At 42.8% G+C, this 19,403-nt stretch carries 13 protein-coding genes; 8 read left to right on the forward strand and 5 right to left on the reverse strand.

Annotated elements, in window-relative coordinates:
• Window positions 1–14: 14 nt before the first annotated feature.
• Window positions 15–3,248: an efflux RND transporter permease subunit gene (locus H140_RS0107750; RefSeq protein WP_019673096.1), complete on the forward strand. Its 3,234-nt coding sequence runs from the start codon at window positions 15–17 to the stop codon at window positions 3,246–3,248.
• Window positions 3,248–5,101 carry an efflux transporter outer membrane subunit gene (locus H140_RS14225; protein ID WP_019673097.1) on the forward strand — a complete coding sequence of 618 codons (1,854 nt, stop codon included), beginning with the start codon at window positions 3,248–3,250 and terminating at the stop codon, window positions 5,099–5,101. The genes H140_RS0107750 and H140_RS14225 overlap by 1 nt, the downstream gene beginning before the upstream one ends.
• Window positions 5,102–5,329: 228 nt before the next feature.
• Here H140_RS14225 and H140_RS0107765 read toward each other — a convergent pair whose 3' ends face one another.
• A complete protein-coding gene (locus H140_RS0107765) occupies window positions 5,330–5,635 on the reverse strand; it encodes a hypothetical protein (RefSeq protein WP_019673099.1) in 306 nt (101 codons plus the stop codon).
• Window positions 5,636–5,855: 220 nt separating this feature from the next.
• The gene (locus tag H140_RS0107770; protein WP_019673100.1) at window positions 5,856–6,446 is read right to left on the reverse strand and encodes a hypothetical protein; all 591 of its coding nucleotides are present in this window, start codon (window positions 6,444–6,446) and stop codon (window positions 5,856–5,858) included.
• A gap of 413 nt (window positions 6,447–6,859) precedes the next feature.
• Between H140_RS0107770 and dnaQ the strand changes: the two genes are divergently transcribed.
• The 6 genes from dnaQ (at window position 6,860) to H140_RS0107800 (ending at window position 14,213) form a co-directional block, all read left to right on the forward strand.
• Window positions 6,860–8,620 carry a DNA polymerase III subunit epsilon gene (gene dnaQ, locus H140_RS14230; RefSeq protein WP_019673101.1) on the forward strand — a complete coding sequence of 587 codons (1,761 nt, stop codon included), beginning with the start codon at window positions 6,860–6,862 and terminating at the stop codon, window positions 8,618–8,620.
• 70 nt (window positions 8,621–8,690) lie between these two features.
• The gene (locus H140_RS0107780) at window positions 8,691–10,490 is read left to right on the forward strand and encodes a hypothetical protein (protein ID WP_019673102.1); all 1,800 of its coding nucleotides are present in this window, start codon (window positions 8,691–8,693) and stop codon (window positions 10,488–10,490) included.
• A gap of 128 nt (window positions 10,491–10,618) precedes the next feature.
• A complete protein-coding gene (locus H140_RS0107785) occupies window positions 10,619–11,443 on the forward strand; it encodes an RnfABCDGE type electron transport complex subunit B (RefSeq protein ID WP_019673103.1) in 825 nt (274 codons plus the stop codon).
• A gap of 111 nt (window positions 11,444–11,554) precedes the next feature.
• Window positions 11,555–12,250 (forward strand): endonuclease III, encoded by a 696-nt coding sequence (gene nth, locus H140_RS0107790; RefSeq protein WP_019673104.1) that lies wholly within the window; start codon window positions 11,555–11,557, stop codon window positions 12,248–12,250.
• A gap of 413 nt (window positions 12,251–12,663) precedes the next feature.
• The gene (gene metK, locus H140_RS0107795) at window positions 12,664–13,830 is read left to right on the forward strand and encodes a methionine adenosyltransferase (protein ID WP_019673105.1); all 1,167 of its coding nucleotides are present in this window, start codon (window positions 12,664–12,666) and stop codon (window positions 13,828–13,830) included.
• Between the two features lie 35 nt (window positions 13,831–13,865).
• Entirely contained in the window at window positions 13,866–14,213 is a 348-nt protein-coding gene (locus H140_RS0107800) for a DUF3144 domain-containing protein (protein WP_019673106.1), read from the forward strand.
• 212 nt (window positions 14,214–14,425) lie between these two features.
• Here H140_RS0107800 and H140_RS0107805 read toward each other — a convergent pair whose 3' ends face one another.
• The 3 genes from H140_RS0107805 to H140_RS0107815 form a co-directional block, all read right to left on the reverse strand.
• Window positions 14,426–16,069, reverse strand: coding sequence for a BCCT family transporter (locus tag H140_RS0107805; protein ID WP_019673107.1), 1,644 nt, complete (start codon window positions 16,067–16,069; stop codon window positions 14,426–14,428).
• Between the two features lie 282 nt (window positions 16,070–16,351).
• The gene (gene clpB / locus H140_RS0107810; RefSeq protein ID WP_019673108.1) at window positions 16,352–18,940 is read right to left on the reverse strand and encodes an ATP-dependent chaperone ClpB; all 2,589 of its coding nucleotides are present in this window, start codon (window positions 18,938–18,940) and stop codon (window positions 16,352–16,354) included.
• A 226-nt stretch (window positions 18,941–19,166) separates the two neighbouring features.
• On the reverse strand, window positions 19,167–19,403 hold a 237-nt coding region (locus H140_RS0107815; RefSeq protein ID WP_019673109.1), incomplete at its 5' end, for a transposase.

The following is a 19,403-nucleotide window of genomic DNA, read 5'->3' on the forward strand; positions in this document are numbered from 1 at the left end:
ACTAGGAATAAATCATGTCACGATATTTTATTAACCGCCCTATTTTTGCATGGGTGATTGCCATTTTAATCATGTTAGTGGGTGTCATATCGACAGTGAATCTGCCGATAGAACAGTACCCACGTATTGCGCCACCTGAAATTCGTGTCAGTACTACTTATCCAGGTGCCAACGCTCAAACTGTTGAAGACTCAGTGGTACAAGTTATTGAGCAGCGCATGAAAGGACTTGATGGGCTGATGTACATGTCCTCTGAAAGTGCATCTTCTGGCCGAGGAGTTGTCACCTTAACTTTTGAAAGCGGGACAGATCCAGATACAGCACAAGTACAAGTACAAAACAAGTTACAAGCAGCGATGAGTACGCTACCTGAGCCAGTACAGCGCCAAGGGGTAAACGTTAACAAATCATCAAGTAGCTTTTTGATGGTACAAGCTTTTGTCGCTGAAGATGATAGCATGGATCGCGCTGATATCGCTGATTATGTTAGCTCCAATATTGTTGATCCTATCAGCCGTGTTGATGGGGTTGGTGAAGTACAGCTATTTGGATCATCTTATGCAATGCGCATCTGGTTAGACCCATCACGCCTACGTAGCTATCAACTGATGCCAGAAGATGTCGTCAATGCCATTCGTGCTCAAAATACGCAGGTTTCTGCTGGTCAACTGGGACAAGCGCCTTCTAACGTTGAAGAACAAGTCATCAATGCCACAGTGACGGTGCAAAGCTACCTACAAACCCCTGAAGATTTTGACAATATCTTATTAAAAACTGACGCTGGCGGTGCTCAAGTTAAGCTAAAGGATGTAGCAAAGGTTGAGATTGGCAATGAAAATTACAGCTCTAACTCTTTGTTTAATGGTAAAGCATCTGCTGGTATTGGCATTTCATTAGCGCCAGGGGCAAACGCATTAGAAACACGCGTTGCAGTTGAAGATCGCATGGCAGAGCTTGAGGCCAACTTCCCTACTGGACTAACTTCGGTTGTGCCTTATGATACAACCCCCTTTATTAAGCTATCTATTAACCAAGTAGTACAAACCCTAATCGAAGCCATTATCTTGGTCTTTATTGTGATGTATATCTTCTTACAAAACTGGCGTGCTACTGTTATTCCAACATTGGCCGTGCCTGTTGTATTACTTGGAACATTGGCTGTCTTATATGTAGCAGGCTTTACCATCAACGTATTAACCATGTTTGCGATGGTCTTATCTATTGGTCTTTTAGTGGATGATGCTATTGTAGTGGTCGAAAACGTTGAGCGAATTTTGGAAGAACAACCCGATATATCTATATATGATGCTACCACCCAATCTATGGGTGAAATCAGTAAAGTCGTTATCGGTATGTCATTAATCTTATCTGCAGTATTCGTACCAATGGCCTTCTTTGGTGGCTCGACTGGGGTTATTTACCGTCAGTTCTCCATTACTCTAATCACCAGTTTAATGCTATCAGCTTTTGTGGCATTATTCTTTACACCTGCGCTGTGCGTTACCATGCTAAAACGTACCAAAGCGCATGATAAGACGCAAGAGCGCAAAGGTTTCTTTGGTTGGTTTAACCGTGTATTTAACAAGCTTAGCCGCTCATACGAAGGTTTTGTTGGTAAAAGTATCAAAGTTAAATGGCTATATCTTGTCGGCTATGCGGCCATTATTGGTTTAATGGCAGCTATCTTTATGCGCATTCCAGGCTCATTCTTACCTGATGAAGACCAGGGCGTTATGATGACTTTGGTACAACTACCTTCAGGGGCATCACTTGATGATACTCAGGAAGTGTTAGACAAAGTTCGTGGTTACTACGAAAACGAAGAAACTGATAACGTAGCCTCTGTATTTACCATTGCCGGCTTTAGCTTTGCAGGGCAAGGACAAAATATGGGGCTGTCTTTTATTCGCCTATCAGACTGGGATGACCGTGGTGGTAAAGACAATATTGCTCAATCTATTGCCCAACGTGCCAACCAGTATTTTGCTACACAAATCAATGAAGCGACTGTGTTCGCCATTGTGCCACCTGCTATTATTGAGCTTGGTAACGCCAGTGGTTTTGACTTAATGTTACAAGATGTCGGTAATATTGGTCATGAAAAACTAGTTGAAGCACGCAACCAACTACTTGGTATGTCTGCACAAAACTCAGTTGTTGCTGGTGTCCGTCCCAACGGGCAAGAAGATGCTCCTCAATTAAAAGTAAATATAGATCATGAGCAAGCTTCAGCCTATGGACTGTCGATTGCTTCTATTAATAATACTATTTCTACCGCTTGGGGGTCAGCATACGTTAATGACTTTATGGATCGCGGTCGTATTAAACGAGTATTCGTGCAAGGTGAACCAGACAGCCGTACCAATCCAGAAGACATAAATAAATGGTATGTGCGTAACAATCAAGGTAACATGATCTCGTTTGATGCCTTCTCAAATAGTGAGTGGCAGTATGGATCTCCTCGCTTAACTCGTTACAATAGCTACCCTTCTATGAACATCCAAGGCTCCGCTGCACCAGGTCAAAGTACTGGTGAAGCGATGGATGCAATGGAAGAGATGATTGAACAGCTACCAGAAGGCGTGGGCTTTGAATGGACAGGTATTTCTTTAGAAGAGAAAAAGTCTGGTGCACAAGCACCTATGCTATATGCTCTTTCTATCTTAGTTGTCTTCTTATGTCTAGCTGCCCTATATGAAAGCTGGTCTATACCATTTGCAGTAATCTTAGTTGCACCATTAGGTGTCTTGGGTGCTGCTTTATTTACCATGTTTAGAGACTTTGCAAATGATATTTACCTACAAGTGGGGTTATTAACTGTTGTGGGGCTATCTGCACGTAACGCCATCTTAATTATTGAGTTTGCTAAAGACCATCAAGAGGAAGGTTACTCATTACGTGAGTCTGTTATGACAGCAGCGCGGCAACGTTTTCGTCCGATTATGATGACTGCGATCTCATTTGGTGCTGGTGTTGCGCCACTATATTTTTCAACCGGTGCGGGTGCGGGTAGCCAAAATGCTATTGGCACCAGTGTTATCGGTGGTGTAATAACAGGTACTTTTTTGGGTATCTTCTTTATACCTATGTTTTATGTTTGGGTGCGCTCTATTTTTAAATATAAAGGTGGTAACAACAAAGGTGGCAATGATCCTGAATCAGGCTCAAAGCCAACAGCACCTATACAATCGCCTGATGGAACTTTAGCTGTATCTGCTGCTCCCACCAACCTTGGAGACAATACTTAATGACGATCTCTACCTACATAAATAACGAAAAAAATATGACTGGCTTCGTTGTTACTATTGATAATAGTAGCAACACTGGTGGTCACAAAACTGGTAGCCGCAAAGCCTGGTCTCGTCTGTTTGGTTTATCTACACTCGTCGTTGCGCTTAGTGCCTGTCAAAGTATTCCGAAGGCAGAACTAGAACCTGTGGTAGCACGTCCAAACTTACCTTTAGCAGGTGAAGGTTATGAGCTAGAAGACCCAAATCAACAAAATCTGAGTCATGCTGCTGTACGCTGGCAAAGCTTTTATACAGATCCTAAGCTACAACAGTTAATTCAGCTAGGTCTTGAAAATAATAAAGATATCAGACAAGCCATCTTAGCAATTCAAAGAGCACAGGCACAATACCGAATCACCGACAATCGTGACTTACCAACGCTTGATGGCAACGCCTCTTATGCCCGCAGTAGTCAAGCTGGCTATAATAATGATAGCAATGTATTTCAGGTTGGACTCGGTATGGCCAGCTATGAGCTTGATTTTTGGGGTAGAATTGGCAGCTTGAAAGAACAAGCCTTACAAGAATACCTATCAACAGCAGCGGCTAAAGAAACTGCTCAGGTTAGTTTAATTGCCAATATTGCTCGTAGCTATGTCAACCTTAGTTATCAATTAAAACAGCTAGAGCTAGCCCAAAGCACTCTAGAAAGTCGTGAGCGCTCTTTGTTTATTACCCAAGCCCGTCTTGAAGCTGGCATTGATTCTAAAGCACCCTCTTTGCAAGCTGCTGCTTCTGCAGAGGCGGCTCGCATTGCCGCTTATAATGCCCAAAGTAATATCTTAAAAGCTAGAAACGCATTAAAATACTTAGTCGGTGCGCCGATTACCGATGAGATGCTTCCAGAGCCTGCAGTAGCCTCCATTACATCAAGCGAGGTATTAAGTGCTGGTCTGCCAAGCGAACTATTACAGCTACGTCCAGATATACTGCAAGCTGAGCACAGGTTGAAGGCAGCTGGTGCCAATATTGATGTGGCTCGTGCTGCTTACTACCCAACGATTAGCTTAACTGGTAATTTGGGCTATCGCAGTGATAGCTTATCAGATCTATTTAATAGTAGTGCCGCAAGCTGGTCGTTTGGCCCATCAATAAATTTACCTATCTTTGATGCTGGTCAACGTGATGCCAACTATGAAGTAGCTCAAATTGAGCGAGATCAAGCCTTGGCTAACTACGAAAGTACCATTGAGACCGCCTTTAGAGAGGTGAATGACGTCCTTGCTGAACGTGCTACATTACAACAAAGAACAGCATCGCAATATCGCGTTCAAGACAGTTTTGCTCAAATTTTAGAGGTATCTCAGGCACGCTTTGAGGCACAAGTTGATGATTACTTGGGCGTTTTGGATGCAGAGCGCTCACTGTTCTCAGCACAGCAAAACATCTTAAATCTAGAGCAAGAGCGCTTAACCAATCAAATAGACTTATATCAAGCCTTAGGTGGTGGTGCTAACTTAGATCCTGTTACCGTACCTGTGTCACGTTATCGCAACTTGGTTAACGTGTTTGATGCTAATAATAAGCAGCAAAAGAAAGCAGAAGTTATCAAAGCCAGCAGTGGACCTGCTGTTATTTCTGCACAGCAAGCAGATGCTATTGAAGCTGCAAAACCTGCGCCAGTTTATTATAAACAGCAACAAGTACTACCTGTAACAAGCCACTCCAATCAGGCACCTGCACAACCGTTAGCAAATCAACAACCCAGTACTTCAGCAGAGACTAGCTTATCCTCTACTGAAGCTGATGTATATATTACGCCAGTTGTGCCCGTCAGTCCTGAACAATCCAGTCCTAACCAAGCCAACTAATCTAACTAATCGCTAAGTTTTCTTGATTAAGACTATGATTGTTAGGTTAAAAAAACCGCCTTATTAAGTTAAGGCGGTTTTTTTGTCTTTAGATTTTTTTGTTTTTATAACAAATCTAAAAGTTAAGATCTCGAAGAAAACGAGTGCAAACGCTACAAGCAGTAGGTTTAGCGAGTTTGATAAAGATAGGTTATTTTTCAGAAAAGGTGTTAGATACAAACTTGCTTTTTAATCTGGCAGGTCATGGCGAATGTGATCTGGGCTTAATCCAAACGAAAATACAAAAGTTGCTACCACACTATTAACGATAATAAACGCCCAATCAAAGCCTTGGTGATCAAGCACAAAGCGACCTAACAACGCAGAAACCACCAGCATTAATCCTAAAAAAAGACCTAAGATCTGGACAACCTTAGGATGTTGCAAACTATAACCTTGCTCAGGTCGAGGTCCTTTTTCAAGTACATAGATGCGCACTGCCCAGCCTGCTGCATACGCTAAAGCGCCCAATAATAAGTAATTTAAAAACCCCATATTTTTATCCTGTTACTTGTGCCTGTGACTTGCTTAATACGATTACTTACTAGATATGATTGTCGATATCTTTCTTATTTATTCTTACTTACCTCATTCTCAACTTATTAAAACTCAATTTAGACTGGTGCTTTTAATCCAAAAAAAGTAACTTCAATCAAATATTCTGGGCTAAAGTTACAGCCTTGCTAAGTGTTGAAAGAGAGGTACTTATTTATACTTACTGAACCTCAACTTTACCGATTGGCTTAACCGTGATATTACTCATATCTTCACTATCAATTAAATCCATATTCACCGCATCGTCACAACTGACTTTATAAATCGTATTAGCACCTTGTAAGATAAAACCCAAATACTCACTGTCTAACATTGGATTGATATTGGCATAAGCTGGCTTGATGTTTGCCAAGACAAATACCCGATCTGGTCGTCCTATTATGGCTGTTAAATTATTCTTATTAATAGAGAAATAATTTTTTGTTTGGCTAAGATCTATCGGCTCTAATGGCTCAGGATCGTCCCATACTCTACCAGCAGATTTTGGCTCTTTCATTTGCATCACCAACCTATCGTTCTGCTGGCTGACTTTAATTTGTGCTGGCTCATCATGGCTAACTGTATAACATCCAGAAAATTGCTTAGCATATTGCCCAATATCCACTGTGCTTGAACTGCTTTCTGCCGCTGTTTTAGCTGTTTGAGTCGTGGCTTCTGAATTGTCTTGGTTGTTATTACATGCAGTAAGCAGCAGTGCCGCACTGCTCAAGACTAGGCTACTGCCTATTTTTGATATGCTAAGTTGCTTCAAGGTTATCTTCCATCAACAAGGTTTGGGTCGGTAGATTTGCGTACATTGCTCTGATTCACAGCCATGCAGCTATAGTCAAAGAAATCTAAAATGGCTACAAGGCAACCGAGCGCAAGTACTACAAATGTAGGCTTAACGAGACACCGCATTTCGTATTGCTCTAGCTATTATTGGCATATTTTAACAAACTTAGCTTTATAAAGGGCATGTAATTGCATTAAGGCAGTGATAGTACATCGACAGCGCTAAACGGATTGTGTTCTCTTAGGTTATCTATAATCACAGCAAATCACTGCAGCAGCCCAATCAGCCTAAAAACAAATCAATTATTTGTTATACTAGGGCGTATTGCGAATCCATAGTGAAATACGCATTTACTTCCTGAAAATCAAAACTTGTTACTGTGAGTCCTTATGTCTGTGTTAACCCCAAAACCAAATACCACAATCGCCTTCACTGATGGTGCCTGTAAAGGTAATCCAGGTCCTGGTGGCTGGGGTGCATTTTTGGTGATGAGCGACGGTCAGCAGATTGAACACTTTGGCGGAGATGCCCATACCACCAATAATCAGATGGAACTGATGGGCGCTATTGTGGCGCTTGAAAAAAGCCCACATGATCAAAAACTAGAAATATGGACTGATTCAAGTTATGTCAAAAATGGAATTACCCAATGGATTGATAACTGGAAGAAAAAAGGCTGGAAAACATCCGCCAATAAACCAGTTAAAAATCAACAGCTTTGGCAACGCTTGGATGCACTGCAACAAGATCGTGATGTCAGCTGGCACTGGGTAAAAGGTCATGCCGGCCATGAAGGTAATGAAAGAGCAGATGAGTTGGCTAATCGAGGAATTTTGTCCTCATCTGAAACATTGCCCTCCTCTGACACACTGACCTCCTCTGATGCACTGCCTTACTCTGAAGCAGAAAATGAGCAACCGTCAGCTGCTAAAAAAAAACTAAATAGTAGCAACCCGCCAGACGATGCAGACTGGCTGCTAGATGATCCACTTGGCTTTAATGATGACTTTATCGATGCCGACCTAGTTGATGCCGACATAGAAGAAACTGACGCTTTAGATGAGACAAGCCCTCTAAATATAGCAGACGATATGGTTGATTTTAATGACATACATGATAACACCAGCGCAATGAATCAAAATACAAATAACCAAGATACGCCTGTCTTTGAAAATAATGTGCCGCCACTGGAAACTGTCGGTGCAGAAGTTGACAACGCCCACTCTCAGTTTGCAAGCGGCATGAGCAACGAAGTGGTCGAAAAGGTTGAGTTTGACGGTGATACCAGCCGTGCCAACCCACATTTTAAGCCGTTATTGCCCGATCCCATCCATCGCGGTGAGTCAGGTCGTCAGCTTATTATGGATACCGAAACCACAGGTCTGGATGCGCTTAAAGGCGATCGCATCATTGAGGTGGGTATTATTGAATTGGTAGATCGCAAATTTACCGGCGAAAAACTCCACGTCTATATCAATCCGCAACGAGGTATGGACGAAGAAGTTATCAGAGTTCACGGTATCTCCGAAGCATTCTTGGCAGACAAACCCACTTTTGATAAAGTAGCACAAAAGCTATATGACTTCATGCTAGGTGCAGAAGTCATCGCTCACAACGCACCCTTTGATATCAGCTTCTTATCAATGGAATTTGATAAAGTTGGGCTAACTGACTTTGCTGAGAAGATTCGAGTTACTGACTCGTTAGTGCTTGCCAAACAGCAGTATCCTGGCCAAAAAAACACCTTGGATGCCTTGGTACGCCGATTAAACGTTGGTAAGATGGATCGTACGTTCCACGGCGCTTTACTTGACTCTGAGATTTTAGCAGAAGTTTATTTGGCGATGACAGGTGGTCAGGTTGCGCTTGCCATTGATGAAGATATTCAAACCAAGGGCGCTGGCTCTCATGCTGATTTTAGCCATCTAGCCGACAAGCTATTAACCGCTACCGCAAACTTTAGTGCGCATCTAAGCTGGGTGGCAAAATTGATAAAAAAACATCCAGATTTGGCAAAAACTCAAGGCGTAACCTGCTTTTATCACGTTACAGATACTCAAACTGTGCCCAATCTACTACTACAAAAGCCAGCTTTTGGTCAACATCAGGCCGCCAATACATTAGCAAACTATCTGTATCTAGCCAGTTAATGATAGCAACCGTTAATAATAGCAACAGTTAACTCAGATATAATGAACTTATTTATCAATCGGTAACTTTATGACAGCAGCAACCTCGCAAGTAGTCACTCAAGCCTTCAGTGTTACAAATTTTGATCTTAACGCTTTGCATCTACTGCGTTCTGAAATAAAAACCATCCTAAAAAATGCTGAGAAAAATCTGACTGAGTTTTATGATAACCCTGAACAAGCACCTTTATTACTTAACTCTATTGCCATGCTCAATCAGTTGGCCGCTGTGTTCAGATTGATCCAATTATCAGGTGCCTGTGAGTTAACCGAGGGCGTTGCAAACGCTATGCAGCAACTATATCAACATGCAGAGCAAAAAAGCGAATCCCTTATTTTATCTGTATCACAAGCGGTAATAATTTTAGCACGTTACATTGAGTTTGTTCTATTACAACAGACGGTAGAGCCAAGCTTATTATTACCGACAATTAACCAACTACGCCAGCTAACAGGACAAACATTGCTGTCTAAGCAAGATCTGCTATCAACAGATTTTCATCAAATAACCTTGGCCAACCCAGCCAGAAACTTTCAACCGCTATCTGAGCTTAATTTAGACTTGTCCGTGCTTACCACAGCCTACCGCTCAGGGCTTGCAGTGGCTTTAGCAGCTTCCGATAATAAGCCACTCACAGAGACCCAAAAGCAGCAGCTCAATGCCATGTACCAAGTCTGTCATTTGATTGCCAGTCATACGGACAGTTTGTTTTGGCAAGCAGCGCAAACGGCAACCAAAGACATAGTGACACAGCTGCCACTGACCGATGCACAAAAACGTATTTTTATCTTTTTAGATCAGCAGTTCCACAGTTATCTGCCCGCTGATGACAGCCGTTTTGCCGACTTGGTAAGCTATGCCTGCTCACAACAAAATGAGCTGGCTGCCAAGTTAAAACAGCAACTACAAAGCAATCAGCTAGACACTGAGCAGCTAAAAGAGTTTGCCCGCTTTATAATAGGTCCAGACCAAGCTATCGCAACCCAGCTCAATGAGCTGTTGCAGCAGGAAGTGGATACCATTAAAGCGCAGATTCATGAGCTGGTGACTGAAAGCACGCCCAGTGATGATTCAATCGCACCTGAAGTAATGGCTGAATTACGCTATGAGCCAGTTAGTCAGCAGTTATCCGCACTGGCCTCTCGCTTCCGGCTGCTACAAATGCCGCAAGTCAGTGAGCGCTTACAGCAGTGTGCTGAACAGTTACTCCACTGGCAACACCCAACTGATGCCGATTTGGATAAACTGTTGGCTGATCTGATGCTGGCTGAGAATGCAGCCATTACTCTTTCTAAGTCGCATACGCCAGGCGCACAAGCGTGGCAATTAAATAATCCAGATATTTCTATTTATCAGTTAGAATCTGCATATCGGCAGTTAACCAAAGCGTGTCGTCATATATTACTGCGCTTAGAACGTAGTATCAGTGATTATTTAGATCCTATTAATCCAGCACATTTTGACGCCAAGACTGATGACGCTGCCATCAGTAATGAATCAGCGGCAACCACCGAGCACTATCCAGATGAGATGCTGCACCACATCCCTGAGACCTTGCAGCAAATTGCAGGAGCGATTCGCTTTTTGGATTTAACGGATGCTGCCACTATCTTAAATAACTTAGCCTTATATCTGGATAACACTTTTTATCGGCAAGGCAAAACCCTTATCAAACGTGACGCCAAAAGCTATGCCCAGTTTGCCAAAGTTGCCGATGTCTTATTGGCTGTAGACCATCAGCTTAGCTCACGTGAGCAGCAACATCCACTGGACAAACATGCGTTACAAGTAGGCAATACCAGTCTATATCAACTGATCTCTGTTGCCTAATACTGGTCTACTGCCTTATACAAGCTGATATTAACTGAGCAATAACCAGTGGTCATCACTGGTTAGGGTAATAAGGATATCAGCAGCAAGCGTTAAATTCTATCAACTTAGCCACATGTGAGGTTTTAGTGACTACCGAACGATTAAACGACCTACCTATTTTATTTAATCGCCTGCATTTACAAAGCCTTAGCCCACAGCAGCAACAACAAGTTGCTGCTGTTGATGCCTGCCTGCCACAAACTCAATGCGGCCTGTGTGATCATCCTGAAGGCTGTTTGCCATACGCAGTGTCTATCGTGGTAGAAGAAGAACCTCACAACAAATGTGTGCCTGGTGGACAGCCCGTAAGCGATGCTATTGCTAAAATCATGGCACGTGATCCATTAAGTGCACGCCCTTCAACTTGGCCAGTAGATCCCAACACGCAACGTCCGACTGAGGTACGAGCAGTGATACGTGAAGATGATTGTATTGGCTGTACTAAATGTATTCCAGCCTGCCCAGTCGATGCCATCGTCGGTACTGGCAAGCACATGCACACCATCATTTCTGATCTATGTACTGGCTGTGAGCTGTGCTTACCGCCCTGTCCTGTGGACTGTATCGATCTGGTTCAAGTTCCTCGCTCAGTTGCGTTAGAAACGGCTGAATATAGAGCCAAAGAACAAGCACATCTACGTGGACGCTATCACACTCACCTCAATCGAGTGGCGCAACAAGTAGCAGATAAAAGCAATACAAAACCAGTAACCAGTATGGTTGAAACCCTACTTGACAATGCCTCACATCAAAATATAAACATTGATGCGAAAACCGCAAAAAATACCATCGCAGCTGCCAAAATCCGTACAAAAATCAAAAAACTAGAAAGGCAGCTTAGCATACGTCAAAATGACAACAAGCAGGCTGAACTAGCCGATTTAAAACAACAGCTTGCACAATTAAATTAAACAAAAGCACCGCATTTAAGCCAAGCAAAATACCGCCTTGAGCAGTTCGCTGACAACAGTTACTGCCAACCGTTAAATTTGTTAACTTGCTAGGAATAATAACGACATACCATGAGCAAACTTGTTAAGCACAAAACCGCAGATACCCCACCATCCAGACGTTTGCCCAACCGTAATGTGATGGTTTTTTTTGACAAGCTGGCCGCTACCATCGACGAGCCAGTGACTGAGCTTGAATATAGCAGTAACTTTGAGCTGCTCATTGCCGTCATCTTATCAGCACAGGCGACAGACATCAGTGTCAATATCGCCACTCGCAAGCTTTTTGCCGTTGCCAACACCCCTGAAGCTATCTATGCGCTTGGCGAGGATGGCTTAAAAGAGTACATCAAGACCATTGGCTTATTTAACTCTAAAGCTAAAAATGTGATTAAAACCTGTAAAGACTTGATTGATAAACATAACAGCCAAGTACCAGATAACCGTAAAGATTTGGAAGCCTTAGCTGGCGTTGGTCGCAAAACTGCTAACGTGGTCTTGAATACGGCCTTCGGACACCCCACTATGGCAGTAGATACCCACATTTTTCGAGTAAGCAATCGTACTGGATTAGCAACTGGTAGAACCGTATTGGCAGTTGAAAAAAAGCTACTTGAACGTGTTCCAGAAAAGTATATCTTGGATGCGCATCACTACCTTATCTTACATGGGCGTTATACTTGCCAAGCACGCACGCCAAAATGCGGCGAATGCCCAGTCTATGAAGAGTGCATGTTTAAGGACAAACAAAAGTTTGCCGAGCTATAACCTTAACACCTTATCGCTAATCCTTGTCTCAGACCTATCAAATTATAGTATTTGCCTATAATAGAAGTACTATCACGCTATAACAGATAACGATAAATAGACACAGGGCAAACGCAATATTCTAAAAAATATTAATATTATCAACAAGTTACAGCAAGTAGAGTTGAAAGCTTAAATTTATAACTATTTGTTTTTAAAAGGAATATATTAAAGTATGCGTTTGCCCTATAAATAGACATAAGATGAAACATATTAACCCTGAGCATACGCTTGCTTGCTAGAGTTTTAGCGCCATTCAGGGTAAAATAGGCACATTTAACGCCCCCATTACTCAGTAACACAAATTATAAAACTTCAAGATTATCAAAATCTTAACTTCTACCCTAAATACTGACTATAAGTGATTCCTAATTATGCATAACTACCAACTTTTTACTTCAGAATCTGTAAGTGAAGGTCATCCAGATAAAATGGCTGACCAAATATCAGACGCCATACTTGATGCCATCATGAAAGAAGATCTTCACGCCCGCGTTGCCTGCGAAACCTTAGTCAAAACAGGTGCGGTAGTGTTGGCAGGTGAAATCTCAACCACTGCCAATGTCGACATTGAGCGCATCGTTCGTGATACCGTTAAGGGCATCGGCTATCACCACTCAGACCTTGGCTTTGACGGTGAGACATGTGCCGTTATCAATATGATTGGCAAACAATCGCCAGAGATTGCCCAAGGTGTCGATCGCAACAACCCAGAAGAGCAAGGTGCAGGTGACCAAGGCCTAATGTTTGGCTACGCCAGCAACGAAACTGAAGTCTTAATGCCTGCTCCTATCGAGTTCGCTCACCGCTTAATGGAACGTCAATCTGAACTGCGCCGTGCTGGCAGCCTACCTTGGTTGCGCCCTGACGCCAAAGCTCAGGTTACCTTAAAATATGCCAATGGTGTCCCATCAGCTATTGATGCCGTGGTCTTATCTACTCAGCATGATCCAAGCATCTCACAAACCGACCTAAAAGAAGCTGTGATGGAAGAGATTATTAAACACGTACTGCCAACTCACCTACTACACAAAGACACCCGTTACCATATCAACCCTACTGGCAAGTTTGTCATTGGTGGACCCGTCGGTGATGCAGGCTTAACAGGTCGTAAAATCATTGTCGATACTTATGGTGGTATGGCACGTCATGGTGGCGGTGCTTTTAGTGGAAAAGACCCCTCAAAAGTTGACCGCAGTGCCGCTTATGCAGGCCGCTATGTTGCCAAAAACTTAGTCGCTGCTGGTCTTGCTGAACGCTGTGAGGTCCAAATCAGTTATGCGATTGGCGTGGCAGAACCGACTTCTATCTCAGTTAATACCTTTGGTACTGCAAAAGTTAGTAACGAAGTTATCATTGATCTGATCCGTACTCACTTTGACCTACGTCCATATGGTATTACCAATATGCTGAATCTGTTACAGCCTATGTATCAGCAAACCGCAACCTTCGGTCACTTCGGTCGCCCTGGCTCTGACACTGCCTTTACTTGGGAAAAAACCGACAAAGCTGAGCTACTAAGAGCCGACGCCAGCCTTTAATCCACACCTTACCCCTTAACAGATAAGACAAGACTATGACTGATAAAACCAACAATCAAAATGCAGCAGAAAACCAAAAACCGCTATCACAAGACATCGAAGCCTTTTACAAGCGTGCCGATGCCATTATTGAGCTGGCCAACAGCCAATTAAGCCCACAGTCACATTCTGGGCAAGTTGGCGCCTCATTATTGTACGCCGCAGCCCGCTACACCGCCTCTGTCGCCTCTATCGGCTTCGTTAAAGGCAGTGACTTGGCAAAAGAAAAAGAAGACATCATCGAGTTTTATGCCAAACAATATCGTCAAATGCTAAGTGATAACTTAGATGATTATGCTGAAAACTTTGATAAATATGTTCAAATTAATACCGACAAAGACTAGTTTTTGTTTACGTTGAGGATTAATAGCCTAACCTGTTAATCCAATAAAAAAGCAGGAAGCCTTAGTGTTCCTGCTTTTTTTGTTTTTATCATTTTTGTTTTTATTGTTTATTTGGCACAGATTGCCGTAGAACCCTATAAAAAAAGCCAGCTGAGCAGCTGGCTTTTTTATTGGCTTTATTAAATTATTAACCTTTGTTAGAGGCTTGAAGGTTACTCACCAGAGGCAATCTTTGGTGGTCCTTTTAACAACTCTTCATCAACAAACTCATCAGCAGTATTATGCTCAGCAGACTCTTCGGTAATGAACCACTGCTGGGCACGATATAAGATAAGTCGGTCACGGCTCAAGCCACGCATTAAAGAATACATCATTACCAAGACCACAATGGCAAACGGAAAGCCTGCTACAATCGCCGCCGCTTGCAACGCACCAAGACCACCAGCAGCCAACAAAATAGCCGCAACTAGCCCTTGGGTGACTGCCCAAAATAGACGTTGAATTTTAGGTGGATTAGTATCGCCACCTGAGGTCAACATATCAATTACAAAACTGGCCGAGTCCGATGAGGTAACAAACCACAATACAATCATGATAACGATAAGTAAAGTAGTGGCTTGGGTGAAGGGATAAAACTCCATCAATTTAAAAATGGCGTTGCCATAATCATTTTGTACCACTTCGATAAAGCCTGGGCTAACTCCTTCTAGCGCGCCTTGTAGCTCCATATCTACTGCCACTCCACCAAAGGTGGTAAACCAGAAGAATAAAATCGCCATAGGCACAAATAAGACACCCAATAAAAACTCACGGATGGTACGGCCTCGACTAATACGGGCGATAAATACACCAACAAAGGGTGACCAGCTGACCCACCATGCCCAATAGAAAATGGTCCAAGATGACTGCCAATCTGTCTTGCTGTATGCTTCATTCCAAAATGACATTGGTATGATATTATGAATATAGTTGCCAATATTTTCGACAAAACTATCCATAATATACTGGGTTGGGCCCAATATAAATGCAAACGCCAATAAGACGAAAGTTAACAAAATATTAAGATCACTGAGGCGTTTAATACCTTTATCTAACCCCATCATTAACGAACCACAGGCCAATAAAGTAATAAATGCAATCAACACAACTTGTACTGAGATATTGTTAGCCAGTCCAAATAAGCCTTCCAGACCTGAGTTAATCTGCAATACACCCAAGCCTAAGGTAGTCACCACCCCAAACATGGTGCCAAATACGGCCAATACATCAACTGTATGACCCCAGCCACCATTAATTTTTTTACCTAGAATCGGATATAACGCAGATCGAATAGCAAGGGGCAGACCACGACGAAAATGGAAATACGCCAAGGCTAATGCCACAAAAGCATACATCGCCCAAGCATGAATGCCATAGTGTAAAAAGGAGATATTCATCGCCTGCTTAGCAGCTTCAACTGTCTCTTTGTCACCCATAGGTGGCGCCATAAAGTGATACACTGGCTCAGCAGTACCCCAATACATGATACCAATACCGATACCTGCAGAGAACAGCATACCAATCCAAGACAGTAGATTGTATTCTGGTGTTTCGGTTTGATGCCCTAAACGAATGTCGCCATAGCGACTAAAAATTAAATACAAACAAATAAAGACGGCGGCGTTCATCACCACGATAAACAACCAACCAAATCTGTGGGTGATCAAGCTTTGTGCTTCAGTAAAAACGGTATTAGCTATTTCTTGAAACAGTGCCCCAAAAATGATAAACCCAACAATTAATACAACTGAGGCGATAAATACAGGCCGATTAACCCTTGGAAAAGGTCCTAAACGCCCAATTTTTAAATCACTCATTGTTTTTTCCTATTAGAATTAAGCCGCTAACCATAACAACCCGATTACTAATTAGCAATTTTATCCAAAGGGTTACCCCAATAACTTAACATTAGAGTATAGGTTGTGTAACATTAACGTTACATAATAGCTATTTTAGCTAATTATTAATATCAGTTTGTGAGGTGCTTTATTATTAAAAGACCCCCTATTTTCATAGGAGGTCTTTGTTAGCTATTTTAGAATGAGATAATTGGCTTATTATAAGCTATCAGCCTGTTATGAGCTGCTAATTAAGAGCGATTAGTCTTTTGAGAAGATAATATTATCTTCTTCATCAATATCAACCTTGATTGTATCACCAGCGACAAACTCACCAGACAACAACTTCATAGACAGTGGGTTTTCAATTTGCTGCTGAATGGTACGTTTTAAAGGACGCGCACCATATACAGGGTCATAACCAACAGCGACAATCATATTCATTGCATCTGGCGTTAGTTTGATATCCATTTCACGCTCTTTTAAACGACTACGCAAGCGATCAATTTGGATATCCGCAATACCAGCCATTTGTGCCATACCAAGTGGATGGAAGACTACAATCTCATCAATACGGTTGACAAACTCAGGGCGGAAGTGCTGACCCACAGACTCCATGACTGCTGATTTAATCTCTTCGTAATCATCGCCAGCCATCTCTTGAATCTTATGTGATCCTAAGTTACTGGTCATGATTATCACTGTATTTTTAAAATCAACGACACGACCTTGAGAGTCAGTCAAACGGCCATCGTCTAATACTTGCAGTAGGATGTTAAACACATCTGGATGTGCTTTTTCTACCTCATCAAACAAGATGACACTGTAAGGCTTACGGCGAACCGCTTCGGTCAATACCCCACCTTCTTCATAGCCCACATAGCCTGGAGGTGCACCCACTAGTCGACTGACGCTATGCTTCTCCATAAACTCACTCATATCGATACGCACCATGGCATCCTCTGAGTCGAATAAGAAACTTGCTAAGGCTTTAGTAAGCTCAGTTTTACCCACACCCGTTGGACCTAGGAACAAGAAAGAGCCTGACGGACGGTTTGGATCTGATAGTCCTGCGCGGCTACGACGTACCGCATTGGCCACAGACTGTACCGCTTCATCTTGACCGACAACACGCTCATGAAGATGGGCTTCCATGTGTAGCATTTTTTCACGCTCGCCTTGCAGCATACGGCTGACAGGAATACCAGTTGCAGCAGCCACTACTTCGGCAATCTCATTATCTGTCACTTTATTACGCAACAGTTTGATGCCAGCACCTTCGCCTGTTTGCTCTTTTTGCTCGGCCAAATCTGATTCAGCGATGCGCTTTTCAAGCTGAGGGATAGTCTCATAGCGCAGCTTACTCATGGTCTCATAGTCGCCTTCGCGGCTGGCTTTATCATAAGCAATACGGGCTTTATCTAGCTCGTCTTTGAGCTGTTGACTGCCTTTGACCAAGGCTTTTTCAGCCTGCCAGATTTCATTTAAATTGGCATATTCTTTTTCCAGCTCTTCGATTTGTTCATCTAAAATCTGACGCTCTGCTTGTGCACCAGCATCTTCTTCATTTTTGAGCACTTCACGCTGCATTTTTAGCTGAATTAAGCGGCTATCAAGCTTATCCAGTGCTTCTGGCTTACTGTCCATTTCCATACGCAGACGACTGGCCGCTTCATCGACCAAGTCAATGGCTTTATCAGGCAGCTTACGATCGGTGATATAGCGATGACTCATACGTGCTGCTGCAATAATTGCACTGTCTTGGATGTCCACACCATGGTGTAGCTCGTAGCGCTCTTTAAGACCACGCAAGATGGCAATGGTGTCTTCAACGCTCGGCTCATCCACCAGTACTTTTTGGAAGCGGCGCTCAAGAGCAGCATCTTTTTCGATATACTGACGGTATTCATCTAAAGTAGTTGCACCCACACAGTGTAGCTCACCGCGTGCTAAAGCAGGCTTTAACATGTTACCTGCATCCATCGCACCATCCGACTTACCGGCGCCAACCATAGTATGCAGCTCGTCAATGAACAAGATGACATTACCTTCTTGTTGCGCCAACTCGTTAAGAACGCTTTTGAGACGCTCTTCAAACTCACCACGGTACTTGGCACCAGCAATTAATGCGCCTAAATCAAGTGACAGTACCTCTTTATTACGTAGACCTTCAGGCACATCGCCATTAATGATTTTCTGAGCCAGACCTTCGACAATAGCTGTCTTACCAACCCCTGGTTCACCAATTAATACAGGGTTGTTTTTGGTACGGCGTGATAACACTTGGATGGTACGACGAATCTCTTCATCACGACCAATCACAGGGTCAAGCTTGCCCATCTCGGCACGCTCAGTTAGATTTATGGTGTATTTATTTAACGCATCACGTTGATCTTCCGCATTTTGACTGTCCACGGTTTGTTCTCCACGCAGTTGCTCGATGACTGCTTTTAACTTAGCCGCAGTCACACCCGCTTGTTCAAATATCTTTTTGCTATCGCCTTGTTCGGCAAGTACCAACAGTACCCACTCGGTGGCAATATAATCATCACCTGCTTTTTGCGCCTGACGGTCTGCTAGGTTTAGCACCCGCACTGAATCTGGGCTTAAATTAACTTCGCCTGTGGGGGTAGCAATCTTGGCTTGGTTGTCCAGCGCTTTGGCAATACCATTTTTTAAAGCTGGTACACTGGCGCCTGCTTGCTGACACACAGACAGGTTAGACTCATCTTCTAGTAGTGCTGCCATAATGTGTACAGGTGCAATACTGGCGTGGTCTCGACCAAGCGCAATGCTTTGGGCTTGCTGCAAGGCAGCTTGCAGTTTTTGGGTAAATTTCTCAAATCTCATTTTATTATCCTTATCATTATTCAATATATTAAGCTGCCATTGTCAGTGCTAATTTAATAATTTTTACTCATTAACGTTAGCACGCCATGCTGCTTGATTCTGTTATATATATGCAGACTATTGTTATATTTTTCAAGCCAATCTTATGTTAAATTTATAATTTATTAAATATGTCAATATTTTTATATGACTGAATAGTAAGTAAGGGTTATACCAAACCCAATAATTAAAGTTGAGCCCAAGCACGAGTGGTTAAAGTGCGAATTCTTTGTGGCTGTTTGAGCAGATTATTCCAAGCCAAACAAGCGGCATCAACAATAGCTTCATAGCTTTCATAACAGCGATTAGATAACTCATTTTGCTTCAGGTACTGCCATACGTTCTCAGAGGGGTTAAGCTCAGGTGAATACGGTGGTAATTTAAGCATAGTGACATTCCCCTGATTCAAGCTTGGTTGATGCCA

The sequence above is a fragment of the Psychrobacter lutiphocae DSM 21542 genome, from assembly GCF_000382145.1.
GTDB lineage: Bacteria > Pseudomonadota > Gammaproteobacteria > Pseudomonadales > Moraxellaceae > Psychrobacter > Psychrobacter lutiphocae.